At 71.3% G+C, this 23,299-nt stretch carries 23 protein-coding genes and 3 pseudogenes; 15 read left to right on the top strand and 11 right to left on the bottom strand.

Annotated elements, in window-relative coordinates; all coding sequences use genetic code 11:
- Positions 1 to 52: 52 nt before the first annotated feature.
- Both IEZ19_RS09000 and IEZ19_RS08995 read left to right on the top strand, forming a co-directional pair.
- Positions 53 to 1,612: a DUF6519 domain-containing protein gene (locus IEZ19_RS09000; protein ID WP_189310552.1), complete on the top strand. Its 1,560-nt coding sequence runs from the start codon at positions 53 to 55 to the stop codon at positions 1,610 to 1,612.
- Complete coding sequence (locus tag IEZ19_RS08995; RefSeq protein ID WP_189310551.1) at positions 1,612 to 2,505, top strand: peptidoglycan-binding protein; 894 nt, start codon at positions 1,612 to 1,614, stop codon at positions 2,503 to 2,505. Before IEZ19_RS09000 ends, IEZ19_RS08995 begins: the two co-directional genes overlap by 1 nt.
- 20 nt (positions 2,506 to 2,525) lie before the next feature.
- Here the strand turns inward: IEZ19_RS08995 and IEZ19_RS08990 are convergent, their stop codons facing one another.
- A complete protein-coding gene (locus IEZ19_RS08990) occupies positions 2,526 to 2,918 on the bottom strand; it encodes a DUF5997 family protein (RefSeq protein ID WP_189310550.1) in 393 nt (130 codons plus the stop codon).
- A 58-nt stretch (positions 2,919 to 2,976) separates the two neighbouring features.
- Here IEZ19_RS08990 and IEZ19_RS08985 point away from each other — a divergent pair, with 58 nt between their 5' ends.
- Positions 2,977 to 3,729: a LysR family substrate-binding domain-containing protein gene (locus tag IEZ19_RS08985; RefSeq protein WP_189310549.1), complete on the top strand. Its 753-nt coding sequence runs from the start codon at positions 2,977 to 2,979 to the stop codon at positions 3,727 to 3,729.
- 52 nt (positions 3,730 to 3,781) lie between these two features.
- Here IEZ19_RS08985 and IEZ19_RS08980 read toward each other — a convergent pair whose 3' ends face one another.
- A complete protein-coding gene (locus tag IEZ19_RS08980; protein ID WP_189310548.1) occupies positions 3,782 to 5,212 on the bottom strand; it encodes an MFS transporter in 1,431 nt (476 codons plus the stop codon).
- 239 nt (positions 5,213 to 5,451) lie between these two features.
- A pseudogene (locus IEZ19_RS08975) lies at positions 5,452 to 5,707 on the bottom strand (Lrp/AsnC family transcriptional regulator); the annotation flags it as partial.
- 437 nt (positions 5,708 to 6,144) lie between these two features.
- Between IEZ19_RS08975 and IEZ19_RS08965 the strand changes: the two are divergent.
- Positions 6,145 to 7,176: a lactonase family protein gene (locus tag IEZ19_RS08965; RefSeq protein WP_189310547.1), complete on the top strand. Its 1,032-nt coding sequence runs from the start codon at positions 6,145 to 6,147 to the stop codon at positions 7,174 to 7,176.
- A 164-nt stretch (positions 7,177 to 7,340) separates the two neighbouring features.
- Here the strand turns inward: IEZ19_RS08965 and IEZ19_RS08960 are convergent, their stop codons facing one another.
- From IEZ19_RS08960 to IEZ19_RS08950, 3 genes are all read right to left on the bottom strand, one after another.
- A complete protein-coding gene (locus tag IEZ19_RS08960) occupies positions 7,341 to 8,264 on the bottom strand; it encodes a sirohydrochlorin chelatase (protein ID WP_189310546.1) in 924 nt (307 codons plus the stop codon).
- 284 nt (positions 8,265 to 8,548) lie between these two features.
- On the bottom strand, positions 8,549 to 9,226 hold the full coding sequence (locus tag IEZ19_RS08955; protein WP_189310545.1) for a uracil-DNA glycosylase: 678 nt from the start codon (positions 9,224 to 9,226) through the stop codon (positions 8,549 to 8,551).
- A gap of 118 nt (positions 9,227 to 9,344) precedes the next feature.
- A complete protein-coding gene (locus IEZ19_RS08950) occupies positions 9,345 to 10,430 on the bottom strand; it encodes a WD40/YVTN/BNR-like repeat-containing protein (protein WP_189310544.1) in 1,086 nt (361 codons plus the stop codon).
- Positions 10,431 to 10,710: 280 nt separating this feature from the next.
- Between IEZ19_RS08950 and IEZ19_RS08945 the strand changes: the two genes are divergently transcribed.
- Positions 10,711 to 11,298 carry an Rv1733c family protein gene (locus tag IEZ19_RS08945; protein ID WP_444545187.1) on the top strand — a complete coding sequence of 196 codons (588 nt, stop codon included), beginning with the start codon at positions 10,711 to 10,713 and terminating at the stop codon, positions 11,296 to 11,298.
- Positions 11,299 to 11,411: 113 nt separating this feature from the next.
- Here the strand turns inward: IEZ19_RS08945 and IEZ19_RS08940 are convergent, their stop codons facing one another.
- The gene (locus IEZ19_RS08940; RefSeq protein WP_189310542.1) at positions 11,412 to 11,723 is read right to left on the bottom strand and encodes a hypothetical protein; all 312 of its coding nucleotides are present in this window, start codon (positions 11,721 to 11,723) and stop codon (positions 11,412 to 11,414) included.
- Between IEZ19_RS08940 and IEZ19_RS08935 the strand changes: the two genes are divergently transcribed.
- The 6 genes from IEZ19_RS08935 to IEZ19_RS08910 all read left to right on the top strand — a co-directional run bounded on the left by IEZ19_RS08935 (position 11,722) and on the right by IEZ19_RS08910 (position 17,029).
- Positions 11,722 to 12,027, top strand: a complete 306-nt coding sequence (locus tag IEZ19_RS08935) for a hypothetical protein (RefSeq protein WP_189310541.1) — start codon at positions 11,722 to 11,724, stop codon at positions 12,025 to 12,027. The genes IEZ19_RS08940 and IEZ19_RS08935 overlap by 2 nt on opposite strands.
- A 169-nt stretch (positions 12,028 to 12,196) precedes the next feature.
- Positions 12,197 to 12,421, top strand: coding sequence for a hypothetical protein (locus IEZ19_RS08930; RefSeq protein ID WP_189310540.1), 225 nt, complete (start codon positions 12,197 to 12,199; stop codon positions 12,419 to 12,421).
- 329 nt (positions 12,422 to 12,750) lie between these two features.
- The gene (locus IEZ19_RS08925) at positions 12,751 to 13,992 is read left to right on the top strand and encodes a CaiB/BaiF CoA transferase family protein (protein ID WP_189310539.1); all 1,242 of its coding nucleotides are present in this window, start codon (positions 12,751 to 12,753) and stop codon (positions 13,990 to 13,992) included.
- The gene (locus tag IEZ19_RS08920; RefSeq protein ID WP_189310538.1) at positions 13,992 to 14,768 is read left to right on the top strand and encodes an enoyl-CoA hydratase-related protein; all 777 of its coding nucleotides are present in this window, start codon (positions 13,992 to 13,994) and stop codon (positions 14,766 to 14,768) included. The genes IEZ19_RS08925 and IEZ19_RS08920 overlap by 1 nt, the downstream gene beginning before the upstream one ends.
- A gap of 20 nt (positions 14,769 to 14,788) precedes the next feature.
- Positions 14,789 to 15,586, top strand: coding sequence for an enoyl-CoA hydratase-related protein (locus IEZ19_RS08915; protein ID WP_189310537.1), 798 nt, complete (start codon positions 14,789 to 14,791; stop codon positions 15,584 to 15,586).
- Between the two features lie 138 nt (positions 15,587 to 15,724).
- The gene (locus tag IEZ19_RS08910; protein ID WP_229840094.1) at positions 15,725 to 17,029 is read left to right on the top strand and encodes an MFS transporter; all 1,305 of its coding nucleotides are present in this window, start codon (positions 15,725 to 15,727) and stop codon (positions 17,027 to 17,029) included.
- 97 nt (positions 17,030 to 17,126) lie between these two features.
- Here IEZ19_RS08910 and IEZ19_RS08905 read toward each other — a convergent pair whose 3' ends face one another.
- Positions 17,127 to 18,032, bottom strand: coding sequence for a LysR substrate-binding domain-containing protein (locus tag IEZ19_RS08905; RefSeq protein ID WP_189310536.1), 906 nt, complete (start codon positions 18,030 to 18,032; stop codon positions 17,127 to 17,129).
- A gap of 74 nt (positions 18,033 to 18,106) precedes the next feature.
- Between IEZ19_RS08905 and IEZ19_RS08900 the strand changes: the two genes are divergently transcribed.
- The 3 genes from IEZ19_RS08900 to IEZ19_RS08890 all read left to right on the top strand — a co-directional run bounded on the left by IEZ19_RS08900 (position 18,107) and on the right by IEZ19_RS08890 (position 19,832).
- Positions 18,107 to 18,247 carry a hypothetical protein gene (locus IEZ19_RS08900; RefSeq protein WP_189310535.1) on the top strand — a complete coding sequence of 47 codons (141 nt, stop codon included), beginning with the start codon at positions 18,107 to 18,109 and terminating at the stop codon, positions 18,245 to 18,247.
- 63 nt (positions 18,248 to 18,310) lie between these two features.
- A complete protein-coding gene (locus tag IEZ19_RS08895; RefSeq protein ID WP_189310534.1) occupies positions 18,311 to 19,162 on the top strand; it encodes an oxidoreductase in 852 nt (283 codons plus the stop codon).
- A gap of 52 nt (positions 19,163 to 19,214) precedes the next feature.
- Entirely contained in the window at positions 19,215 to 19,832 is a 618-nt protein-coding gene (locus IEZ19_RS08890) for a TetR/AcrR family transcriptional regulator (protein WP_189310533.1), read from the top strand.
- A gap of 209 nt (positions 19,833 to 20,041) precedes the next feature.
- Here the strand turns inward: IEZ19_RS08890 and IEZ19_RS08885 are convergent.
- A pseudogene (locus tag IEZ19_RS08885) lies at positions 20,042 to 20,257 on the bottom strand (HEAT repeat domain-containing protein); the annotation flags it as partial.
- Between the two features lie 156 nt (positions 20,258 to 20,413).
- Entirely contained in the window at positions 20,414 to 22,075 is a 1,662-nt protein-coding gene (locus IEZ19_RS08880) for an acyl-CoA dehydrogenase family protein (protein ID WP_189310532.1), read from the bottom strand.
- A gap of 71 nt (positions 22,076 to 22,146) precedes the next feature.
- On the opposite strand from IEZ19_RS08880, the gene IEZ19_RS08875 reads away from it, so the two are divergent.
- On the top strand, positions 22,147 to 22,905 hold the full coding sequence (locus IEZ19_RS08875; RefSeq protein ID WP_189310531.1) for a PaaX family transcriptional regulator C-terminal domain-containing protein: 759 nt from the start codon (positions 22,147 to 22,149) through the stop codon (positions 22,903 to 22,905).
- A 25-nt stretch (positions 22,906 to 22,930) separates the two neighbouring features.
- On the opposite strand, the pseudogene IEZ19_RS50525 reads toward IEZ19_RS08875, so the two are convergent.
- Positions 22,931 to 23,152, bottom strand: a pseudogene (locus tag IEZ19_RS50525) (hypothetical protein); the annotation flags it as partial.
- Between the last annotated feature and the right edge of the window lie 147 nt (positions 23,153 to 23,299).

Here is a 23,299-nt window from a genome sequence, read left to right as displayed (position 1 = left end):
AGTGCCGCCGTACGACCCACCCGCAGACTTCCGAACCAGGGGGACCCCCTTCATGCACGCCGATCTCTCCCGCTCCACCTTCCGCCCGGAGCGGCACTACTCCGCGGTCGTCGCCCAGCAGGGCCGTGTCCAGCTCGACGCCGACCTCAACGAACAGACCGCCATTCAGCTCCACCGGGAACGCACCCTCGTCGCCGACCTGATCGGACAGCACGGCGGGCCCCGTGACGCCACCGGCTTCCGCATCGAGTACGTCGGCGGTAAGCACGACATCGACACCCTCTACATCCACGGCGGCCGCTACTACGTCGACGGCATCCTCGTCGACGCCGACCGCCCGGTGCCCGGCGCACCCGTACCGCACGAGGCCGCCGAGGAGGAGCAGCCGGCGGACGCGAAGACGTACTGGGACTACTGGGACCAGCCCGACGGCTTCCGCGACCCCGAGAAGCCTGGCGACCGGCTGCCCTCGCCCACTCCGTCGCCGTTCGTCGTCTACCTGCACGTCTGGGAGCGGGCCGTGAACGCCGCCGAGGACCCGGCCCTGCGCGAGGTCGCCCTCGGTGCGGCGCTGCCCGACACCGCCGTACGCTCCAAGGCCGTCTGGCAGGTGCTGCCCCTGTCCCTGAGCGAGCTGGAGCTCGACGACAGCGACGCTGCCGGGCCGTCCAAGGAGGTCGTGCGAGCCGCCTTCGCGCGCTGGGCGCAGCGCCGAGCAGCCGCCGCGTCGCGGCTCGCCGCCCGCAGCACGCGGCCCGAGCACGCCGACGAGGACCCGTGCCTGGTCCGCCCCGACGCGCGCTACCGCGGCCAGGAGAACCAGCTGTACCGGGTCGAGGTCCACACGGGCGGGGAGGCGAAGGACGCCACCTTCAAGTGGTCCCGCGAGAACGGCTCGGTGGTCTTCCCGGTCGACGAACTCGACGGCACCTGGGTGCAGTTGGCGTCCCTCGGCGTCGACGACAAGCTGGACCTCGACGTCGGCGACCACGTCGAGTTCACCGACACCGCCTACGCCTCCCGCCTCGAGGCGCTGCCCCTGCTGCGGGTCGAGGAACTGGACCTGCCCGGCCGCCGGGTCCGGCTGTCCGCCGAACCCGACCCCGGCGTCGGGCGGCTGCCCCACCTGCACCCGTTCCTGCGCCGCTGGGACCACCACGAGGGCCCGCGCCGCAAGGGCCGCACGGCGGCCCTGAAGGGTGGCGCCGTCCCCGTCACCGAGGGGGAGTGGCTGCCCCTGGAGGACGGCGTCGAGGTCTACTTCGCCCAGGGCGGCAGCTACCGCACCGGCGACCACTGGCTGATCCCCGCCCGCACCGCCACCGGCAGCGTCGAGTGGCCCACCGACCCGGCCCGCCGCCCCCTGCTGCGCGAACCGGCCGGCATCGCACGCCACTTCGCCCCGCTGGCCCTGGTCAAGGGCGAGGAGAGCGCCGTGGACCTGCGGCTCGCCTTCGGCCCGCTGGCGAGCAGCATCCCGGCGGCCGACGAGGCGGCCCTGGCCGCCGAGGCGCAGGCCGCGCGGGAGGAACGGGCGGCCGAGACCGACCCCTCCGGGGGCCGTTCGCAGACCACGGCGGTGGCCGAGGCCGCCGCGGAAGGAGACGAGTGATGGCCCAGCCGCTGAGCGCGTCGAAGCTGGTGGAGATCCTGCGCGCGGAGGGCGTGACCGTCCACGAGGTGCGCGACTGGCGCCACCACAACCGCAACACCAAGGGCCCCTGGGGACCGGTGAACGGCGTGATGATCCACCACACCGTCACCTCGGGCACCGAGAACTCCGTGAACATCTGCTACAACGGCTACTCCGGACTGCCCGGCCCGCTGTGCCACGGCGTCATCGACAAGCAGGGCCACGTCCATCTCGTCGGCAACGGCCGCGCCAACCATGCGGGACTCGGCGACAGCGATGTCCTGCGCGCCGTGGTCAACGAGACGAAGCTGCCGGCCGACAACGAGGCCGACACCGACGGCAACCGGCACTTCTACGGCTTCGAGTGCATCAACCTCGGCGACGGCAAGGACCCCTGGCCCGAGGCGCAGAAGGAGGCCATCGAGAAGGTCGCCGCCGCGATCTGCCGCCACCACGGCTGGTCCGAGCGCTCCGTCATCGGGCACAAGGAGTGGCAGCCCGGCAAGCAGGACCCGCGCGGCTTCACGATGGACGGCATGCGCCGCCGTATCGCCGACCGCCTCGCCGGAAAGGGCGGCGGCAAGGACCCGGGGGAGCCGCACAAGCCGGCGCCGAAGCCGAGGTACGCGCCCTTCCCGGGCAGCGGCTTCTTCCACATCGGGCAGAAGTCACCGCTGATCACGGCGATGGGCCGGCGCCTGGTCGCGGAGGGGTGCGGCCACTACGAGCGCGGACCGAGCCCGGAGTGGACCGAGGCCGACCGCAAGTCCTACGCCGCCTGGCAGCACAAGCTCGGCTTCAAGGGCAAGGACGCGGACGGCATACCCGGCAAGGCCAGCTGGGACAAGCTGAAGGTGCCCTCCGACAGCTGACGGCGCGCGCCCGGCGGGCCTCAGCTCTGCCGGGCGCCCTTCTCCTTCTTCAGGTTCTTGATCCGCGCCGCTTCCTTGCGCACCTCGGCCTGGGTCGCGCGTTCCTTCTCCAGCCACTCGGGCTGTTCCTGCCGCAGTTCCTCGATCTGCTCGGTGGTCAGCGGCTCGGTGACCCCGCCGCGTGCCAGGCCCGCGATGGAGACGCCCAGCCGCGCCGCGACCACCGGACGGGGGTGCGGACCGTTGCGCCGCAGCTCCTGCAGCCACTGGGGCGGATCGGTCTGAAGCTCGTTCAGCTCGGCACGCGAGACGACACCCTCCTGGAACTCGGCGGGGGTGGCGGGGAGGTACACACCCAGCTTCTTCGCCGCGGTCGCGGGCTTCATCGTCTGGGGGCCGGTTTGAGACTTCATGAGGTCAAGGGTATCGGCCGTGTCCGGGAGGTCCGACCACGGCCGGTAACCTGGCCTGGTGACAGGCTCGCAGGAAACACCGTCGTTCCGGCTCGCGTACGTCCCCGGAGTGACGCCCGCCAAATGGGTGCGGATCTGGCACGAGCGCCTGCCCGACATCCCGCTCACCCTGGTACAGGTGACCCCGGCCGAAGCCTCCGAGGTGCTGCGCGAGGGCGGGGCGGACGCGGCATTCGTACGGCTGCCGGTGGACCGCACGTTCTTCAGCGCGATCCCCCTGTACACCGAGACGACCGTGGTCGTGGTGCCCAAGGACCACCTGATCACCGCGGCCGAGGAGGTCACGCTGTCCGACCTCGCCGACGAGGTCCTCTTCCACCCGCTCGACGACGTCTTCGACTGGGACGTCCCGCCGGGTGAGCCCGCCTTCGAGCGCCCGGCGACCACGGCCGACGCGATCGAGCTCGTCGCGGCCGGCGTGGGCCTCCTCGTCGTCCCCCAGTCGCTGGCCCGCCTCCACCACCGCCGCGACCTCACCTACCGGCCGGTCGTGGACGCCCCGCAGTCGAGCGTGGCCCTGTCCTGGCCCGAGGAGGCCACCACCGACCTGGTCGAGGACTTCATCGGCATCGTGCGCGGACGCACGGTCAACAGCACGCGTGGCCGCGCGGCCCAGCAGCCCGAGCCGCAGGGCAGGCAGAAGCGACCCGAGACGCGGCAGAAGCCCGCGGCGGGCAGGTCGGCCACCGGCCGCACGTCACGTGGCCGCTCCGGGACGCCGAAGCGGGGCAGACCCCGCCGGCGGTCCTGATCGCCTACGACCGTACGCTCGGTGACTGCGGGCGGTCGTGACGCGGGCGGCCCTAGCCTCGTACGACGGGTGACCCGCTGCGCACGTCGGCCACCGCCAGGACCAGCGCCGTCACCACGAAGAGCAACGCCGTCGCCAGCCCCAGCTGCAGCGCCGTGGCGGAACGCCCGTGGTTGGCGAGATGCGCGAAGTACACCGCCCCCACCGCCGCGATCCCGGCGGCCGAACCGATCCGCTGACCGGTCTGCAGCACCCCTCCCGCCGCCCCGGCGCGGCGCACCGGAACTCTGGCGAGCGTCAGTGTGGTGTTGGGGGAGACGGTCAGCCCCGAACCGGTCCCGGCCAACAGCAGCGGAAGAGCCGCGGCCCACCCCACACCGTCACCGGGTACGAGCTGCACGGCGGCCACGGTGCCCAGCAGCCCGAGCGCCACCCCGTACAGCCCGTACACGACGAGCCGGCGGCCGTACCGGACGACCAGCCGCCCGCCGACCAGCGCGGCGGCCGCCGAGCCGACCGCGAAGGGCATCGCCGCGACACCGGCCGCCAGCGCGTTGTAGCCCATGCTGTTCTGCAGGAACATCGTGTACACGAAGAGGACCGAGGTGAACCCGGGGAAGTACACCAGGCTCATCAGGGCGCCCAGCGTGAACGACCGCAGCGCGAACAGCCGCAGATCGATCAGCGGCCCCTTCCGGAGCCGACCCTGCCTTCGCTCCCACGCCCAGAACGCCACGAGGAGCACGACGGCGAAGGGGACCAGGAGCCACTTGCGCCGCCCGGGCCATGCCTGCTCCTGCACCAGGGGCAGCATCAGTGCCAGCGCCCCGGCACCGAGCAGCAGCACACCCGGTACGTCGAACCCCTCGCCCGGATCCCGCCGGGGTACGGACTTCGGCAGCAGCCGCAGCGCTGCGGCGAACACCGCGAGGCCGACCGGCAGGTTGACGTAGAAGACCCAGCGCCAACTGCCGGACAACTCGATGAGCACGCCGCCGGCCAGCGGTCCGACCGCCGTCGAGACGGCGACGACGCTGCCGAACGCGGCGAAGGCGCGGGCACGTTGCGCGCCCTGGAACATCTGCTGGATGAGCCCGGAGCCCTGGGGCGCGATCAGGCCGCCCGCGACGCCCTGCAGGAGCCGGAACACCACGAGCCAGGTGCCGGACGGGGCCAGCCCGCACGCCGCCGACGCGGCGGTGAACAGTGCGACCCCGATCAGGAAGGTCTCACGGCGGCCCCGCAGGTCACCGAGCCGGCCGGCGGGCACGAGGACCAGTCCGTACGTGAGGGCGTATCCGGAGATGACCCACGACAGGTCCGCCTGTGCGGCGTGCAGTCCACGTTCCATGGAGGGCAGCGCCACGTTCACGATCGACGTGTCGAGCAAGGTCATGAACCCCGCCGTCAGACAGACCGCGAGTGCCTTCCAGCGCCGGTCGTCCGCGACACGGGCCGACTCGCGCTGCTGGACGGTCGTCATGCGGCCTCGGCGTTCACGATCTCGATCATGTGGCGGCTCGCCTTCTCGCGCAGTGGTGAGCCCAACGTAGGAACGCATGCCGCACCCCGCGCGCCGTCACCGGCGCGTTCGCCCCCGGCCCCGGGCTCAAGGTCCCTGCGTGCGGCGGCCCGGAGGACGGTCCACGACCGGCGGGCCGCACTGGTCCCTCCGGGTGAGGGCGCCCCCGGAGCGGCTGCCCTTTCGCCGGTGCCATGCCCAGCCGTCCGCCTCACCGACTCCACCAGGGGCAGCAGACGGTGCGGTACGCGCTCGCGCAGCGCCACCTCCGTGCGGGTGCGCACCAGGCTCGGCAGGTGGGCGTTGTCCCGGGCGACGATCCGGGTCAGCAGGTCGCCGGCACCGGTGGCCCGGCGCGGCCGGGGAGAGCGAGGGACTCGTGCCGGTGATCACACCGTTCCGGTCGCGCCGGTCCAGACGGACCTGCAGGGTGCCGCGGGCGACGCCGGGGATGCGGTCGCCCCGCTCGTGCACCCGCTGAACCCGATGCCGGCCCGCAGGCGCCGCGCCCGCCGGGTTCTCGACCTGCTCGACGACTGCGCACGCGAGGTCCGCGGTCTCGTGGCGGTCGCCCAGGACCCGGAGGCGTCCCACGACGCCCGCCTGGCCGCCGCGCAGAAGTGGCCGTCGAGGCGCTCACGCACGGCTCGGAACACATCACCTGGCCCGCCGAAGCACCCGCCGGGCCCGCGCCGGCCCACCTGCACCGGCCTGGAATGCGCCCTGACCCGACCTCTCCGACCGACCTCGCCGCGCCCCTCCACCTCACGGCTCGTCGGCGCCTGAGGAGGCGTCCGCCGTTCTCCCCGCCGGACTTCACCCGCTTGGTCTAGACCGCAGCTGATCGACTGCTACCGTCGGCCCCGGACGCGCACGGACGAGAGGGGCCAGCGGTGGCACACGGCGGCAGGAGGCACAGAGCCTTCATCGGCTCGTTCACGGCCGCGGGCGGCCCCGGTGTCATGACGGCCGCCGTCCACCCGGACAGCGGCGCCCTCACTCTCCTCGACGGCGCCAATCACGTCCCCGACCCGTCCTACCTGGTCCTCTCGCCCGACGGCGACACGCTCTACACGGTCAGCGAGACGGCGGACGGCGCGGTGGCCGCGTACCGCGTCCTCGGCGACCGGCCGGAACTCACCGGGCCACCGGTGCAGGTCGGCGCCAGCGGGCCCACCCACCTCAGCCTGCACGACGGGCACCTCCTCACCGCCAACTACGGCTCGGGCAGCGTCACCGCCGTGCCCGTCCGCGCCGACGGCACCCTCGCCGGCGCCCCGTCCGGGCTGCTCCAGCACACCGGTTCCGGCCCGCACGAGCGCCGCCAGCGCGGTCCGCACGCCCACCAGGTGCAGCCCGACCCCAGCGGCCGCTGGATCGTCAGCGTCGACCTCGGCACCGACTCGGTACGGGTGTGCACCCTGGACCGCGGCGCGCCCGCGCTGCACCGCGAGATCGCCCTTCGTCCCGGCTCCGGGCCCCGCCACCTCGCCTTCCACCCGGCCGGCCCGTACGCCTACGTCCTCAACGAACTCACCCCCACCGTCACCGTCTGCCGCTGGGACGCGGAGAACGGCTCCCTGAAGCCCCTGACCGAGACCGCGGTCCTGCGTGACGCCCCGGCCGGCGACGCCTACCCCTCCGGCATCGTCGTCTCGCCCGACGGCCGCTTCGTGTGGACCGCGACGCGCGGCGAGGACGTCCTGTCCGCGTTCGCCGTCGAGGGCGAGGGGCTCCGCCTGACCGGCACGGTGCCCTGCGGCGGCGAGTGGCCGCGGGCGCTCACCGAGAGCGCGGGCTTCCTGTACGCGGCGAACGAGCGCTCCGGGAACGTGACCTGGTTCGCGATCCGGCCGGACAGCGGGCTGCCGCGCTACGACGGCTCGGTGGAGGTTCCCGCGGCGTCCTGCGTGGTCTTCGGCTGAGCCGCCTGAGCCGTCCGAGCCGTCCGGGCAGGCTGAACCGTCCGGGCCGCCTGGGCAGGCTGAACGCTCTGAACACGCTCACCTGCCCCTGACCGAGCGAGAGGGCGAAGGGCCCGCCCCCCAGCGGGGAGCGGGCCCTGTGTCGTACGTGGTGCCGTGGTGCCTCAGCGCACCGGGGTGCCCTGGGGCTGGGGCGGGGCGATGCCCAGCGCCGTCGTGTACTTGGCCAGGGCGAGCTTGCCGATCGCCGGGTACGCGCCCAGCGCCTCCGCGGTCGAGCTGCCCACCTCGGAGGCGGCCTCCTCGAGCAGGCCCGGCTCGATCTCGGGGCCGATCAGGTACGGGGCCAGCGCCAGCTGCTGCGAGCCCGAGTCGCGCAGCTGCTCGGCGACGGAAGCGATCGCCCCCTCCTGGTCCAGGGCCGCGGCCATCACCGGCACGGCGAGGCGCGCGGCGAGCAGCATGCCGGTGATCCCGGCCGCCTGTACCGCCTCGTCCCCGCCGACGGAGGCCAGGATGATGCCGTCGGCCGCGGTCGCGACGGTGAACAGGCGCGCGCGGTCGGCACGGGCGAGCCCCGCCTCGGACAGCCGCACGTGCAGGGCCTCGGCGAGCAGCGGGTGCGGGCCGAGCACGTCGGTCAGGTCGGCCGCGATCCGGCTGTCCATGATGGCCTGGCGGACTCGGCGCAGCAGCGCGCTGTCCGGGCCGGCGAGCAGCGGGACGACGACGGCGACCGGGCCGTCCGGCTCCTTGACCTCGACACCGGCGGCGACTGCCTGCCCGTAGCGGGCGGTGCGCTCCTCGGCGGCGTGCGTGAGGACGGCCTGGAGCGTGGGGAACTCGGCGTCGTCCCCGTCCAGGTACCCGATGCGCGCGTCCAGGCCGGGCAGCTCGGAGCGCGCGATGCTCACGACCTCCTCGGCGAGGCTGCGCGTGGCGGCGCTGGGCGTGCCCGGCACTGCGAGGACGAGCGCGGGCGCGCCCTCGGGAGCCACCAGCGGTTCGGGGCGGCGGTGCCGTCCGGGCTGGCGGGGTCGCGGCATTCGTACTGGCAGGCCGGACGCGGGCCCAGTGGGGGAGCTCATGGCGCCGCATGTTACTGGCTTCCTGGGCTCCCCTGTTCGGGGAGGGTGCAGGTGAGCGGTATCCGTCCGGTTTTGTCTGATGAGTTACGGACGGATCGGAAAGCAGTGGCCTGCCGTTCCGTCGCAGTTCATGCCAAAGGCAGTACAGGACGGACTATTTGCAGACCCTTTCGCAGTCGAGAATGTCAAACCTGTCGTGTGGTCTCACGGACAGCGTCCTTTCGTCACCCGGCAGGGTGAGCCGAGCAGCGTGAGCCGCCCCACGGCAGACCGGCCGCCCGAGGTCACGACAGGCGCCACTCCACCGGTTGTCCGCCCTGCTGGATCAGCAGGTCGTTGGCGCGGCTGAACGGGCGGGAGCCGAAGAAGCCGCGGTCGGCGGACATGGGTGACGGATGGGCGGACTCCACGGCCGGCAGACTCCCCAGGAGTGGACGCAGGTTGCGGGCGTCGCGGCCCCACAGGATCGACACCAGCGGTTTGCCGCGCCCGGCCAACGCGCGGATCGCCTGCTCGGTGACCTCCTCCCAGCCCTTGCCACGGTGGGCACCCGGATTGCGCGGGGCCGTGGTGAGCGCCCTGTTGAGCAGCAGCACGCCCTGCTCCGACCACGGCGTCAGATCACCGGTGGACGGCTGGGGCAGCCCCAGGTCGGTGTTCAGCTCCCGGAAGATATTGATCAGGCTGGGCGGCAGCGGGCGTACCTCGGGCGCGACCGAGAACGACAGGCCCACCGCGTGTCCCGGGGTGGGGTACGGGTCCTGACCGACGATCAGGACCCGTACCTCGTCGAAGGGTTGCTGGAAGGCCCGCAGGACGTTCGGTCCGGCCGGCAGGTAGGTGCGTCCCGCGGCGATCTCCGTGCGCAGGAAGTCGCCCATCGAGGCGATCCGTCCGGCCACGGGTTCCAGGGCCTTAGCCCAGCCCGCTTCGACGATTTCATGCAGAGGTCGTGGTGCCACGGGCGTCACCCTACTGCCGTACAGGGGGTGGTGATCAATCGATGACCGGAGACCGGCCGAGGACGACCGCACCGTCGACACGTATGACCGGAACCTCCTCCCTTTCCGCAACCCGTGCTCATGCGACGACCGCGGCCCGCACGCAGAGCACGTCCGGCAGATGGGAGGCCAACTGCCGCCAGCTGTCGCCGTCGTCGGCCGACGCGAACACTTCGCCGTTGCGGTTGCCGAAGTACACACCCGCGGCGTCCCCGTCGTCCGTACAGAGCGCGTCGCGCAGCACCGTGCCGTAGTGGTCCTCCGCCGGCAGACCGGCCGACAGGGGCTCCCACGTCTTGCCCGCGTCCGCCGTGCGGAAGACGCGGCAGCGGCGCTCGGCGGGCACCCGGTCCGCGTCGGCGTTGATCGGGAACACGTACGCCGTGTCGCCGCGCCCCGGATGGGCGGCCACGGCGAAGCCGAACGTGGACGGCAGGCCCTCGCCGATGTCGGTCCAGTGCGCCCCGGCGTCGTCGCTGCGGTAGACACCCCAGTGGTTCTGCAGATACAGCCGGTCCGGGTTCTCCGCGTCCTGGGCGACCTTGTGCACGCACTGCCCGAACTCCGGGTTCGGGTCCGGCAGGAACACCGCGGACACACCGGAGTTGGACGGGGCCCAGCTCGCGCCGCCGTCCGTCGTGCGGAACACGCCGGCCGTCGAGACGGCGACGGTCACCGCCTTCGGGTCGCGCTCGTCGGTGACGATGGTGTGCAGCCCCTCACCGCCGCCGCCCGGCACCCACCGCGAGCGCGTCGGGTGCTCCCACAGGGGGCGGACCAGCTCGAAGCTCTCGCCGCGGTCCACCGAGCGGTACAGGGCCGCCGGTTCCGTACCCGCGTACACCACGTCCTCCTCGGCCGCCGCCGGGTGCAGCTGCCAGACCCGCTCCAGCGAAGCGCCGGTCTCCTTGGGGAACTTGACGGCCGGCTGGGCCGGTTCGGTCCAGGTGCGGCCGAGGTCGTCCGAGTGGAACACGGACGGGCCCCAGTGCGAGCTGTCGCCGCCGGCCAGCAGCCGCGGGGCGGCGCCACGGGTGTCGATGGCGACCGAGTAGATCGCCTGCGCGTTGAAGTAGGGACTCTCGTCGAACTCCCAGGCGCCACCTCGCCGTCGTCCGATGAACAGACCCTTTCGGGTGCCCACGGCGAGCAGTACCTCGGTCATGCCGATCACCTCCGGGACGTCTTCGTCACAGGTAGTCCTCAGACAGCGGCCAGTCTGCACCCCGGCACTGACACTCGGCCCCGGAGTCGCCGTCTGCGCAGGTCAGGACGGTGCCGTCGGCCTGTCGTGACCGAGGTGGGCGGTCCGCCGGGGCATACGCCTGCGCGGCCGGGGCCTCTCGTGCGACCGTCGAGTCGTGGGCTCGCCGTGAGCAAGGAGGGGACGGCTCCCGTATGGGAGGGCGGTCCGGCCTGTCCGTGTGGGTGTGAGGAGGATGCCGTTGAAGGCGTTCCGTGGTCCGAAGGTGTGGCTGTGGCGCTGGCGGCGCAACCCGCTCAGGCGCCGGGCCGACGTGGTGGAGGGCTGGGTGGTGCTCGGCGCCTGGCTGCTCACCGTCCTCGCCGGGGTGCTCGCGGGACTCGCGGCGCACCGGACCGTCGAGCACGGGCTGGCCCGGGAGCGCGCCGAGTGGCGTCCGGTCGTGGCCCGGGTCATGGACAGGGCGTCCGGGGCGTCCGCCCCGCACGCCGGCACACCCAGCGGCGGCCGCGGGTGGGCCGAGGTGCGCTGGACCGCGGCCGACGGTTCCTCCCACACCGGCCAGGCACGTGTTCTTCCCGGCAGCGGGCCCGGTACCCCGGTCACCGTCTGGACGGACCCCAAGGGTCACCTGGTGCCCCGTCCGGCCACCGCGACTCAGGCCCACTTCCGCTCCGCCTTCATAGGAGCCCTGGTCGGCGTGAGCGCGGCCACGGTCCCCTTCGTCACGGGCCTCGCCCTGCGCGGCCGTCTGGAACGTCGGCGCATGGACCGCTGGGACGCGGAGTGGGCACGCCTGGGACCACGGTGGGGGCGAACGACGGGCTGAGGCCGGCGCGCCCCCACGTGCCGGGTGCTTGCCACGGGCCGTGCACCCCTCAGGCGACGCGCCCACACGGGCCGCACCCCCCACGTCCGGGTGCGCGTCAACCGTCCGCCTCCTCACTTTCGCCCCCTCAGCACCTCCCTGCACACCCGCAACAACCGTTCGTCCTCCGGGATGTCATGGCTCCCGTACCCGCCCGGCCGTGCCGTGTGGCGCCGTTCGGAGGCGACCTCCGTCTCCAGCAGGTCCCACAGGGGCGCGCCCGCGAACCCCATGCCGGCGAGGCAACGGACGATCCGGCCGCGCGTGCGGGCATGCGTCGTCCACGCCGTGCGGAACACCGGGAGCACGGGGTGCGGATCGCCGTCGATCCGCCACAGTGCGCACGCGGCCGACACCCGCTCCCACGCCCGCTCCGACCCGGTCATGTCCCGCAACCCGGGCAAGCCCGGCCGAGCCACGGAACCCAGCCGGGCCAGTGCGTCGGCGGCCGACCGGCGCCCGGACCGCTGCCCGCCGGTCAACTCCCGCAGCAGCACGGGGGATTACGGCCGCACGGTCCCCCTCGATCGACCACAGAGCATCGGCCGCCGCTACCGCGTACCGCGACTCGAGCAGCCCCCGCACCACCGGGGCGGCCGACGCCGCCCCGGTCCCGAACGAGGCCAGCGCCCGCAGCGCCGGACCCACGACCCGGTCCCCGGCGCCGGTCCCGCCCAGCCCGCCGCGTAACAGGCGCAGCACCTCCGGCGACGCCTCCGCGTCACCCAGGGCGGTCAGCGCCGCCAGCAGCGGCAGGGCGCGGGCCGCGACGTCGGGGCAGCCGAGCGGCACCTGTCCGAGCCGGTGTCGCAGTGCGGGGGCGAGCGGGGGCGGCGGCACGGCCCAGCGGGACGACGGCATGGCCCAGGTCGTCCGGGACCACCGGCCCCGCCAGCACCTCGCCCAGCGCCGCTACCGCCCGCGGATCGCCGCTCCTGGCCAGGGCCTTGAGCGCACCACCCAGCGTCGGCGCCCCGCGCTCCCACCGGTGCACCCGCAGTCCGGGCCGCGCGGTCAGCAGCGCGTCGAGGGCGTCGGCGGCGGCCGCGGCCGGCTCGAACAGCTCCGCGCGAGAGGCGACTGACGGAGGACGGTCTTGAGCTGGTCCACCTCCACGAGGAAGGTGAGTTGTGCCCGCAGCCTGCTGTCGAGGTCGTCGGGCAGGGGCGTCTTCTCCACGAGGAGGGCCCTGCGTTCAATCGCTCATGAACTCATCGTGGCACGGCCCCTCCCGCGCGCACGGGTCACAGCGCAGAGCTGCCCGGGAGCAGGGAAGAACCTCGCCGTTTGACCACAGGTAAACGCCTGCATAAAAAATGTCGATTGCCCGCCGTTGAGTGCCCCTTTAATCTGCCGGATACCGGAGATTAATCACTTCTTCATCGAGAAACTTGTGATCAAGGGGGCGTGGGAATGCCGCTGGACAGTTTGCGTGGGGTCCGTGTAATTGATTTCACCCACATAGTGGCGGGACCGGTCTGCACCATGACCCTGGCGGACCTGGGGGCCGACGTGGTGAAGATCGAGCCCCTGCGGGGAGAGGCAGGGCGTCGTATCGGGCCCCCCTGGGTCAATGGCGAGAGCGTTATAGCCCTCAGCGTGAACCGGAACAAGAGAAGTCTTGCCGTGGACCTGAAATCCGCTGAGGGTGTCGAGGCGGTCAGGAAAATGATTCGACACGCAGACGTCGTCGTGGAGAGTTTCCGGCCGGGCGTGATGAGTAAACTCCAACTCGATTACGAATCCCTGCTCAGTGAAAATCCGGATGTGGTCTACTGCTCCATCTCCGCGTTCGGACAGTCGGGCAGTCTCAGGGACCGCCCCGGTGTGGACGGTGTCATGCAGGCCGTCTCCGGTCTCATGAGCACCTTGGGGGAGCCCACTTCGGGTCCCTCGAAGGTGCAGATCCCCGTCGCGGACATGGTCACCGGATACCTGGCCACGATCTCCATCCTCAGCGCGCTTCATCAGGCGCGCGAAGGCAGAGGCGGGCAGCATCTGGACGTCAGCCTCTTCAACGCGACTCTGATGCTGCAGCAGATCGGCTACGCCTCCTTCTTCGCGACCGGCAACAACGCCGAGAAGATCGGAAGCGCCGCCCCGTACGCGGCCCCGAACGAAGCCTTCCCCACCAAGGACGGCTGGATCATGGTCGCCGCGTACGACCCCAAACGCTGGCCCGTCCTGTGCGAGCTCCTCGGTGTTCCCGAGCTGGCGCTGGACCCCCGCTTCTCCTCGAACGCCGAACGGATAACGCACCGTTCCTCCCTCCGCGACGTCCTGGGCCGAGTCTTCGAGACGCGGCCCACGGGCGAGTGGCTGGAGCTGCTCTCCGCCGGAGACATCCTCAGCGCCCCCGTCACCACCTACAGCGACGTAGTGGCGTCGCCCGCCTACCGGGAAAGCCGAATCGATTCCTGCTTCGAACATCCCGTCGCCGGCAGCGTACGCGTCCCCGGATTCGTTCTCGGGCCTTCACAGCAACCGGCCGCCCGGCTGGATGCCCCGCCACCACTGATCGGCGAACACTCGCTGGATGTCCTCACCGAGTACGGATTCGAACCTCAGGAACTCGCCGGCCTGGTGGAGAACGGCATTGTCACCCAGTCACCTGACGTGCCCTCCACCGCCGCTGATGACGGAAGGAGCCAGTGATGCCCACAAGCCTCCTGACGGAGGAGACCGAGAACGGTGTCGTAGTCATCCGGCTCTCCTCGGACAACCCGCTGAACCCGCTCACCGACGAACTCGTGGACGCCCTCGTTTCCGCACTGGAGAGAGCCGATGCCGACCCCGGGGTGCGGGCAGTGGTTCTCACCGGCTCGGCCAAGGCGTTCGCGGCGGGAGCCGATGTCAAGGCGATGGTCCCGCTCGGCTACTGCGATGCCTTCCAGCAGGACTACATCGGCCGCAACTGGGACGCCGTCCGCAAAGTGCGCAAGCCGATCGTCGCAGCCGTCAGAGGCTACGCCCTCGGTGGTGGGTGCGAGCTGGCCATGATGTGCGACATCGTCCTGGCCGCCGAGAGCGCGGTGTTCGGCCAGCCGGAGGTGGCGCTCGGCATCGTTCCGGGAGCTGGTGGCACGCAACGCCTGCCCCGAGCGGTCGGCAAGTCGCTGGCCATGTTGATGTGCCTGACCGGGAAATCGATCACAGCGGCCGAAGCGCAGCGAGCGGGCCTCGTGGCCGAAGTGGTCCCCGACGACGAGGTCGTGCGCGCCGCACAGCAGACCGCCGGCGCCATCGCCCGGCACTCGCTGCCGGTGGTGATGGCCATCAAGGAAGCCGTGAACCGGTCCTTCGAGTCCTCGCTCAACGAAGGACTGCTCTTCGAACGGCGCCTCTTCCACGCGGGGTTCGCCCTGCACGACCAGAAGGAGGGCATCGCCGCCTTCACCGAGCGACGCAGTCCCTCATTCACCGACCGGTAGCGACTCCCGGGAGAGAAGACATGGACGTCACGAAAGACCTGATCGAAGAGGAGCTCGACCAGGGCGTGCTCACTCTCGGCCTCAACGCCCCCGAGACCGGCAACGCACTCGACCTCGCCATGACGGAAGCCCTCGCCGGGGCCCTGGAACGCGCCAACGCCATACCCGGACTGCGCTGCGTCCTCCTGCGCTCCACCAGCGGGCACTTCTGCACCGGCGGCAATGTCAAGGACATGGAGAGCGGCACCGACCTGATGCAGGGCAGTACCGCCGCGGTGCGGGACCGATTGCGTCTGGGGCTGCATCGCCTCACCCGTGCCCTGAGAGCACTGGAAGTGCCCTCCATCGCGGCGATCAACGGAGCCGCGGTAGGGGCGGGCTTCGACATCACCCTCATGTGCGATCTGCGGATCGCCGGCGAGAACGCTCGCTTCGCCGAAAGCTTCCTGCGCCTCGGCCTGGTCTCCGGTATCGGCGGCGCATGGTTCCTCACCCGGCTGGTCGGCCCGGCCAAGGCCATGGAGCTGACCCTGACCAGTGAGTTCTTCGACGCCTCCACCGCGCTGGAACTGGGCGTCGTCTCCCGCGTGGTCGCCGCTGACCGGCTCGACGAGGAGGCGCGTGCGCTGGCCGCGCGCATCGCCGCGGGACCTCCGATCGCCACCCGCATGGCCACCCAACTGGTCCGGCAGTCCGCCGAACTCGCGCTCCCCGCTGCCCTGGAACAGGCAGCGGCCCTCCAGGCACTGCTCCTCAACGGCGCCGAGCACAAGGAACTCGTACGCCGCTTCCTCAGCGACCGGTCCGCACAGCGCTGACCGTTCGAGCCGCACAAACGCGACCGGACCGCTCGGTCGCGCACCACGCAAGGCGACAACCCGACACGTTGCGATGAGGAGATCGCCGTGACACATGCACAAGGGACGGCAGCAGCCGGCGGCCCGAGAATGGGCAGAATGATCGCCACTTCGGGCATCGGCACCATGCTCGAGTACTACGACTTCTTCGTCTACGTGGCACTGACCGCCACACTGACTCACCTCTTCCTCCCGACCGAGGACAAGGTGGTCGCCACGCTGCTCGGCGCGGCGACATTCGGCATCTCCTATGTGGCCCGGCCGTTGGGAACGGTCATCTTCTCCCCGCTGTCCGACCGGATAGGCCGCAAGAAGACCTTCGTGGTGACCCTGGTCGTGATGGGCGCCGCCACCGTGGCCATCGGGTGCCTTCCCACCTACTCAGCGATCGGTGTCTGGGCGCCGGCGGCGCTGCTCACGCTGCGCATCATCCAGGGCATCGCCCTCGGCGGCGAATACGCCTCGGCGGTCGTCTACCTGGTCGAGCAGTCGCCCCGGACGAAACGCGGGTTGATCACCAGCATTCTGCAGAGCACCGCGAGTCTTGGTCTCCTCCTCGCGCTCGCTCTGTCGACCCTGCTGAAGGGGACACTGCCCGAAGCGGCCTTCGAGACCTGGGGCTGGCGCATCCCGTTCCTGGTCTCCGCGCCGATCGTGGCCGTGGCCACCGTCGTGCGCATGAACATGAGGGAAACGCCCACGTTCCTGGCGCTCAAGGAGACGGGCCAACTGGCCAAGTCTCCGCTTTCGACGGCCCTGAAGGGCTGGGAAGCCTGGAAGTCCATCCTGCTCGCGACGTTCGGCGCCCAGGGGGCGACCTCGGTCTCCCTCTACACGTCGATCGTCTACATGCTGTACTTCCTGGGCGATGTCGTGAAAGCCGATACGGGCACCGCCAACCTCTGCCTCGGCGCGGGCATCCTGATCGCCGCGCCCTTCTACCCGGTCTTCGGCCGTCTGTCCGACCGTGTCGGCCGGTCCCGCGTGATGGCCATCGGCATCGCGTTGTGGATGTGCGTCGCCTACCCGGCCTTCGCGGGCATCCGCTCCGCCGCCGCATCCCAGGCATGGGTCCTGGCGGCGGCACTGATCACGGTTCTCGCCGTGCTCACGGCCATGATCATGGCACCCTTGCCGGCCTTCATCTCCGAGCGCTTTCCGTCGCAGACCCGCACCACCGGATTCGGTATCGCCCAGCAACTCGGCAACATCCTCTTCGGTGGCTTCCTGCCTCTGATCGCGCTGTCCCTCGTCAACCTGACCGGCAACCCACTGGCCGGAGTGCTGTACTCGATCGTGTCACTGGCGCCCTGCCTGCTGGTGACTGTGTTGTGGGGGCTGAAGCACGACCGCCCTGTTCCGGTGTCCTCCCACCTCACGGCACCGGACTACGTGACACGGTGACCGGCCGGTAGAGCGGTTCCGGCACGCCGCGCTCTACCTCGTCAGGGTCCGGGCGAACGTTTCGCCCGGACCCTGACGCACTGTGTCCCGGGGTGGGTCAGGCATCGATGACATCCGCCAACCAGGTACGGAAGGCGCTCAAGGCGGCCGGCTCCGGCTTCCCGGCGGACCACACGAAGTAGTACGTGTGATCCCCGAGGTCGAGTTCCAGGTCGAACGGTGCCGTCAGGATCCCCTCGGTCAACTCCTTGTGCACGAGGGCCCTTTGCGCGATGGCCACACCGTGTCCCTCGATGGCGGCCTGGTACGCCAGGAGGGATGTCTCGTATCTCATTCCGCTGTGGGCCCGTTCGGCGGCCAGACCCGCCGCCGTGAACCACCGGGCCCAGTCATCGGGCCGCGCCATCGTGTGCAGCAGCACCTCGTCCTGCAACTGCTCGGGCCGCTCCAGTCGGTCCGGACCCTGCTGTCGCGCGGATGCGACCACCGGCGACAGGACATTGGCGACCAAGCGCTGGCTGTGCGCGGTGGGTCCGGAGCCGTCGCCCAGCTGGATGCCCGCGTCGATGTCCTCGTGGTGCAGGTCCAGCGGAGCGGATGACGTCGTCAGCCGCACCTCGACGGAGGGGTTCTCCCGGTGGAAGCCTGCCAGGCGCGGGATGAGCCACCGGACGGCGAAGGTGGCCGGCGACCGGATCTTGAGCAGAGTACGGCCCCGGTCGGAGGAGCGGATCGTCTGGGTCGCCGTCAGAAGCGCCGCGAAAAGCGGCGTGATGTCGGCGAGATAGCGGGATCCGGCAGGGGTCAGTTCGAGGCGCCCGTGGGCGCGGTTGAACAGCTTGACACCGAGGAAGTGCTCGAGCGCACGCACCTGGCGGCTGACCGCGGCAGGCGTCACACACAGCTCCTCGGCCGCCTTCGTCACACTCAGGAGTCGGCCAGTGGTCTCGAAAACCCGAGTGGGGTTCAGCGGCGGCAGCTGGGGTGGTCGAGGCGGAGGCATGCAGGGATGCTAGGACACTCTCCGCAGACCTGACCCCGGTCAGGACGAACCGTTTGTGCGGGACACCGATGCGTTTGCCGCCGACCGAGCCGTTGCCGCGGCGCGCCCCCGTCGCGCGCGACCACCTCGCCCTTCTCGGCCTCGCCGCCGCGATGCGCGGCTGCAAGCGGGGCGAAAGAATCGACGTGGTGTTGAGAAAAGTCAACATGGTGTAGATTCAGTGTCTGACGTGAATCGTCACGGCGGCACGCCGCCGCGACCCAAGGATGTGATGGGGCATGAAGACCTTTCTGATCACCGGCGTGAGCAGTGGACTCGGCCGGGCGTTCGCCGCGGGAGCCCTGGAAGCGGGGCATACGGTCGTGGGCACCGTCCGCAAGCAGGACGACATCGCCGCGTTCGAGGCACTCGCGCCGGGCAGGGCGTACGCGCGTATTCTGGACGTCACGGACGACGAGGCCGTCTTCGCCGTGATCGACGACATCGAGTCGACCGTCGGCCCGCTGGACGTGGTCATCGCCAACGCCGGCTACGGCTTGGAGGGCGTCTTCGAAGAGACCCCCCTGGCGGCTGTCCGGGCTCAGTTCGAGACCAACGTGTTCGGTGCCGCTGCCACGCTTCAGGCGGCCCTGCCCCACATGCGCGCTCGACGCTCGGGGCACCTGATGGCGGTGACCTCCATGGGCGGTCTCATGGCCGTGCCCGGCATGTCCGCCTACTGCGGCAGCAAGTTCGCCCTGGAGGGCATGCTCGAAAGCATCCGCAAGGAGGTGGCCGCCCTGGGGATCCATGTCACGGCCATCGAGCCCGGGTCCTTCCGAACGGACTGGGCCGGCCGGTCGATGACCCGGGCGGAGCGGTCGATCTCCGACTACGACGAGCTCTTCAACCCCATCCGCGAGGCGCGTCTCAAGGCCAGCGGCAACCAGCTGGGCAACCCGCAGAAGGCCGCTGAAGCACTGCTCCACATCCTCGACGTACCCGAGCCCCCCGGGCATCTGGTGCTGGGCTCCGACGCCCTGCGCCTCGTCGGGCAGGCCCGGCAGACAGTGGACGACGAGATCAGCACCTGGGAGGAGCTGTCGCGGACCACGGACTTCCCCGACGGAGCCCAGATCGCGAACAACTGACTCGCCGGACGGGGCGCGAACGACGCTCCCCAGCCGAGGGAAAGGAGTGAACATGACGGTGCGGTCCGCTCAGGGACGGCGACGCCCCGACACACCGCGCAAGGGTGATGTCCGGGAACAAGCCATCCTCGACACGGCGGAAGCACTGCTGGGAGAGGTCGGCTTCGAGGCGATGACGGTCGCCGACATCGCAGAGGGCGCCGGCATCTCCCGCGGCTCCCTCTACTTCTACTTCCGCTCCAAGCACGACGTGGTGTCCGGGCTCGTCGCCCGTACCGTGACCGCACTGCAGCAGAAGTCACAGGACGCTGCGCACGATCCCGCCGAGCCGCGCGAGGCCATCGCGACTGTCATGTCGCGCACGCGGGCCCTGTGGCAGGAACACGGCGTGGTCATGCGGGTCGCTACGGACCTCAATCGATCCGTGCCGGAAGTCGAGGCGCTCTGGAGCCAGACGGCGGAGGTGTTCATCGAGGCGATCACACGAATCCTGCACCGCGTGGGCGTGCCCGAAGGGGACGGACCGCACGATGCCCGTTCCCTCGCCGGAGCCCTGTGCTGGATGATCGAGCGGACGTTCTACCACGCTTCCCGAGCCGGTGACGACGAACTGGAGCGGGCGGCTGTCACCTGTCTGGAAATCTGGCTGCGAACCGCGCGCCTCGTCTGACCCGGTCACGGCTGACGGCTGACGGCTGAGCCGATGTGTATCGGTGATCTCCCGGCATCAGGCATCGGCCGGAGGCCACTTCACCCAGGCGATCGGCGAGCGCTCCGCCCGCCGTGGTCGAAGTGGAGTGCTGCGAAAGCCGGACAGGGGAGATGACCGTGGGAAGGCGCAGTGCCGCCCCAAGGAAGGGAGACCTGCGCGAGCAGGCTCTCCTGGACACAGCCGAACAGGAACGGGACACAGGCGAACGTCGAGTCGTACACGTTCCCCTGGTGGTGGACCGAGCCGTACATCCCGTCGAGCGCGACCTCCCGTTCTGCCCGGTCGGCGGAGGCGAGAGCCCGTAACAAGGCGGGCACGTCCTCCGCGCTGCCGTACGCATGCCGCAGCGAGGCCCAGTCGACCTCGTCGATCCCCGTGAACACGTTGTCCTCCCAGGAGATGACCCCCCTGAGCGCGACTGTGCACCTATGGCACTGACGACGAAGCGGAATCGGGGCGCCACTGTGTGCGATCCGGCGGCTGACGTCGGCCACCGAGGACGTGCCGGCCCTCGAGATCCAAGTGTCGTACGAGCGGGGTCAGTTGGCGTCCGGCAGTGCCCGTTCCAGGATCGTGCCGAGGTCGGTCCCGCCGGGCAGGGTGCCGAACGAGTGCCCCCAGTCGCCGCCCAGCCGGGTCGCGCAGAACGCGTCCGCGACCGCTGCCGGGGCGTACCGCACCAGCAGGGAGGCCTGGAGCGCCAGGGCCATCGACTCGACCAGTCGGCGCGCACCCACCTGGTCGGCCCCGGTCAGCCGGACCTTCAGCCCGGTCACCGCCGCGTCCAGCCGGGCGTCCGCCCCGCTCGCCAGGGCGAGTTCGGCGAACAGGGCTTCCGCGGTGGTGGAGTCACGGCCGAGCGCCCGCAGCACGTCGAGCGCGTTGACGTTCCCCGAGCCCTCCCAGATCGACAGCAGCGGGGCCTCGCGGTAGTGGCGGGGCATGCCCGACTCCTCCACGTATCCGTTGCCGCCCAGACACTCCAGGGCCTCCGCGGTGAAGGCCGGGCCGCGCTTGGTGACCCAGTACTTGCCGACGGCGGTGGCGATCCGCCGGAAGGCCTGCTCACCGGCGTCCCCGCGCACCGCCCGGTCCGCCGCCCCCGCCAGCCGCAGCGTGAGTGTGGTGGCGGCCTCGGACTCCAGCGCGAGATCGGCCAGGACGTTGCGCATCAGCGGCTGGTCGACGAGGCGCGCCCCGAACGCACTGCGGTGACGCACATGGTGGCCCGCCTCGACGAGGGTCTTGCGCATCAGGGTCGCCGAGGACATCACACAGTCCAGACGCGTGCAGTTGACCATCTCGATGATCGTCTTCACGCCCCGGCCCTCGGGACCGACCAGCCAGGCCACCGTGCCGTCGAACTCCGGCTCGGAGGACGCGTTCGAGCGGTTGCCGAGCTTGTCCTTGAGTCGCTGGACGCGGAACGTGTTGCGGCTGCCGTCGGGCAGCACCCGCGGCACCAGGAAGCAGGACAGCCCGCCGGGTGCCTGCGCCAGCACCAGGAAGACGTCGCACATCGGCGCGGAGGTGAACCACTTGTGCCCGCGCAGCGTGTACACGCCGGGTTCGGCGGTGGGCGTGGCCGCGGTGGTGTTCGTGCGGACGTCGGAGCCGCCCTGCTTCTCGGTCATGCCCATCCCGGCCAGCAGGCCGGGCTTCTCGGTGGGCACCCGCAGCCCGGGGTCGTACTCCCGGCTGGTCAGCAGCGGCTCGTAGACCTTCGCGAGGTCCGGCTGGGCACGCAGCGCGGGGACGGCGGCGTACGTCATCGACGTCGGACAGCCGTGTCCGGCCTCCGTGTGGCCCCACACCAGCCCGCCCGCCGTACGAGCGACATGGGCGCCGACGCGGTCGTCCGCCCACGGCGCGCCCGCCAGGCCCTCGGCGACCGCCGTGCGCATCAGGTGGTGCCAGCTCGGGTGGAACTCCACCTCGTCGACCCGGTTGCCGTACCGGTCGTGCGTGCGCAGCTCCGGCTCGTGGCGGTTGGCCTGCTCGCCCCACTCCTGCGCCTCGGCGCTGCCGGCCCGCAGACCGAGCCGCCGGAGGCCGTCCTCGGCCCAGCCCGCGCCCTCCCGGCGCAGCCCCTCGAGCAGGGCGGCGTCCTCGGACGCGTCGTAGGGGGCCAGGGGAGGGGCCTGGTTGGTGACGTCATGTGTGGCGTACGGCGACTGCGTGAGCGCGGGTGTCGAGACCATGAGGATATGTTGCACTCTCTATGCGACTGTAGCAATTATGCAACAAGAAACCGCACGTAGAGTACGGGCCCATGCCGATGAACCTGTCTGTGCATCCCGGCGAGGTCGACCTGCGGCCGCTGTCCGCCCGGTCGGTCGTGCTGAGCCTGCTCCTGGGCACGCATCCGCCGGAGCTGCCGGTGAAGGATCTCGTGCGGCTGGTGGAGCCCTTTGATATCGGCGGTTCCACCCTGCGGGCGGCGCTCAGCCGCATGGTCGCCTCCGGTGACCTGCGCCGCACGGACGCCGTCTACGGACTCAGCGAGCGGCTGCTGGCCCGCCAGCGCCGCCAGGACGACGCGCTGCACCCCCGCACGCGCGCGTGGGACGGCGACTGGGAGATGGTCGTGATCACGGCGACGGGCCGCGGCCCCGCCGAACGCGCCGAACTGCGCGCCCGGTTGACGGCTCTGCGACTGGCCGAACTCCGGGAGGGCGTGTGGCTGCGGCCGGCCAGCCTCGACCGCCCCCTCCCGGGCGACCTCGAGCCCGTCGCCCAGACCTACGTCGCCCGCCCGGACCCGGACCCGCGTGAGCTGGCCGCGCGCCTGTGGCCGCTCGACGCCTGGGCCGCCACCGCCCGGGCCTTGCTCGCCCACGTGACCGGAGCCGACAGCCCGGCCGCCCGGCTCACCGCCTTCGCCGCGGTCGTACGGCACCTGCTCACCGACCCCGTCCTGCCCGCACCGCTCCTCCCCGCCGACTGGCCGGGCGCGGATCTGCGCGCCGCCTACGCGGACTACCAGCGCGAGCTGACCGGGTCGGTCGGGCGGGGGGAACAGCGGGACTGACCCGGCGACCGCGCGTCGACAGGGATCAGCTGTGGGTGATGCCGTGCATATGTCCGGAACGTGTATGTGAACGCCATGCTCCATGCCGAACGCCGAATGTGCACCGCGCCCTTGGCTCGCGGACGGCGTGCCGTGCCCACGACGGGTTGCGCAGCAGCTCAAGGCCCAGCAGCACCGCGTCGGCCTCGCCGTTCGCCACGATCTTCGCCGCCTGCCCGGCGTCGGTGATCAGGCCGACGCAAGCGATGCCACGGCACACCTTCGGGCTGCCGGGCGCGGCAGCTGCTCCACCTGCGGTGACAGCAGCCTCTGCTCGGCACATCCGACAGGGAAGCAGCACGACCCCGGATGAGACCCGACCCGCGACCACGCGGCACAAGGCCCACGCCGGAGC

The organism is Streptomyces brasiliensis (assembly GCF_014647875.1).
Classification (GTDB): domain Bacteria; phylum Actinomycetota; class Actinomycetes; order Streptomycetales; family Streptomycetaceae; genus Streptomyces; species Streptomyces brasiliensis.
This window is presented reverse-complemented; position numbering and strand designations above follow the sequence as displayed.

Excerpts from the sequence above, each read along its gene's own strand:
- IEZ19_RS09000 (WP_189310552.1), top strand. The coding sequence starts at position 53 with ATGCACGCCGATCTCTCCCGCTCCACCTTCCGCCCGGAGCGGCACTAC.
- IEZ19_RS08995 (WP_189310551.1), top strand. The coding sequence starts at position 1,612 with ATGGCCCAGCCGCTGAGCGCGTCGAAGCTGGTGGAGATCCTGCGCGCG.
- IEZ19_RS08990 (WP_189310550.1), bottom strand. The coding sequence starts at position 2,918 with ATGAAGTCTCAAACCGGCCCCCAGACGATGAAGCCCGCGACCGCGGCG.
- IEZ19_RS08980 (WP_189310548.1), bottom strand. The coding sequence starts at position 5,212 with ATGACGACCGTCCAGCAGCGCGAGTCGGCCCGTGTCGCGGACGACCGG.
- IEZ19_RS08960 (WP_189310546.1), bottom strand. The coding sequence starts at position 8,264 with ATGAGCTCCCCCACTGGGCCCGCGTCCGGCCTGCCAGTACGAATGCCG.
- IEZ19_RS08950 (WP_189310544.1), bottom strand. The coding sequence starts at position 10,430 with ATGACCGAGGTACTGCTCGCCGTGGGCACCCGAAAGGGTCTGTTCATC.
- IEZ19_RS08935 (WP_189310541.1), top strand. The coding sequence starts at position 11,722 with ATGTCCCGCAACCCGGGCAAGCCCGGCCGAGCCACGGAACCCAGCCGG.
- IEZ19_RS08940 (WP_189310542.1), bottom strand. The coding sequence starts at position 11,723 with ATGACCGGGTCGGAGCGGGCGTGGGAGCGGGTGTCGGCCGCGTGCGCA.
- IEZ19_RS08930 (WP_189310540.1), top strand. The coding sequence starts at position 12,197 with ATGGCCCAGGTCGTCCGGGACCACCGGCCCCGCCAGCACCTCGCCCAG.
- IEZ19_RS08925 (WP_189310539.1), top strand. The coding sequence starts at position 12,751 with ATGCCGCTGGACAGTTTGCGTGGGGTCCGTGTAATTGATTTCACCCAC.
- IEZ19_RS08920 (WP_189310538.1), top strand. The coding sequence starts at position 13,992 with ATGCCCACAAGCCTCCTGACGGAGGAGACCGAGAACGGTGTCGTAGTC.
- IEZ19_RS08915 (WP_189310537.1), top strand. The coding sequence starts at position 14,789 with ATGGACGTCACGAAAGACCTGATCGAAGAGGAGCTCGACCAGGGCGTG.
- IEZ19_RS08910 (WP_229840094.1), top strand. The coding sequence starts at position 15,725 with ATGATCGCCACTTCGGGCATCGGCACCATGCTCGAGTACTACGACTTC.
- IEZ19_RS08905 (WP_189310536.1), bottom strand. The coding sequence starts at position 18,032 with ATGCCTCCGCCTCGACCACCCCAGCTGCCGCCGCTGAACCCCACTCGG.
- IEZ19_RS08895 (WP_189310534.1), top strand. The coding sequence starts at position 18,311 with ATGAAGACCTTTCTGATCACCGGCGTGAGCAGTGGACTCGGCCGGGCG.
- IEZ19_RS08890 (WP_189310533.1), top strand. The coding sequence starts at position 19,215 with ATGACGGTGCGGTCCGCTCAGGGACGGCGACGCCCCGACACACCGCGC.
- IEZ19_RS08880 (WP_189310532.1), bottom strand. The coding sequence starts at position 22,075 with ATGGTCTCGACACCCGCGCTCACGCAGTCGCCGTACGCCACACATGAC.
- IEZ19_RS08875 (WP_189310531.1), top strand. The coding sequence starts at position 22,147 with ATGCCGATGAACCTGTCTGTGCATCCCGGCGAGGTCGACCTGCGGCCG.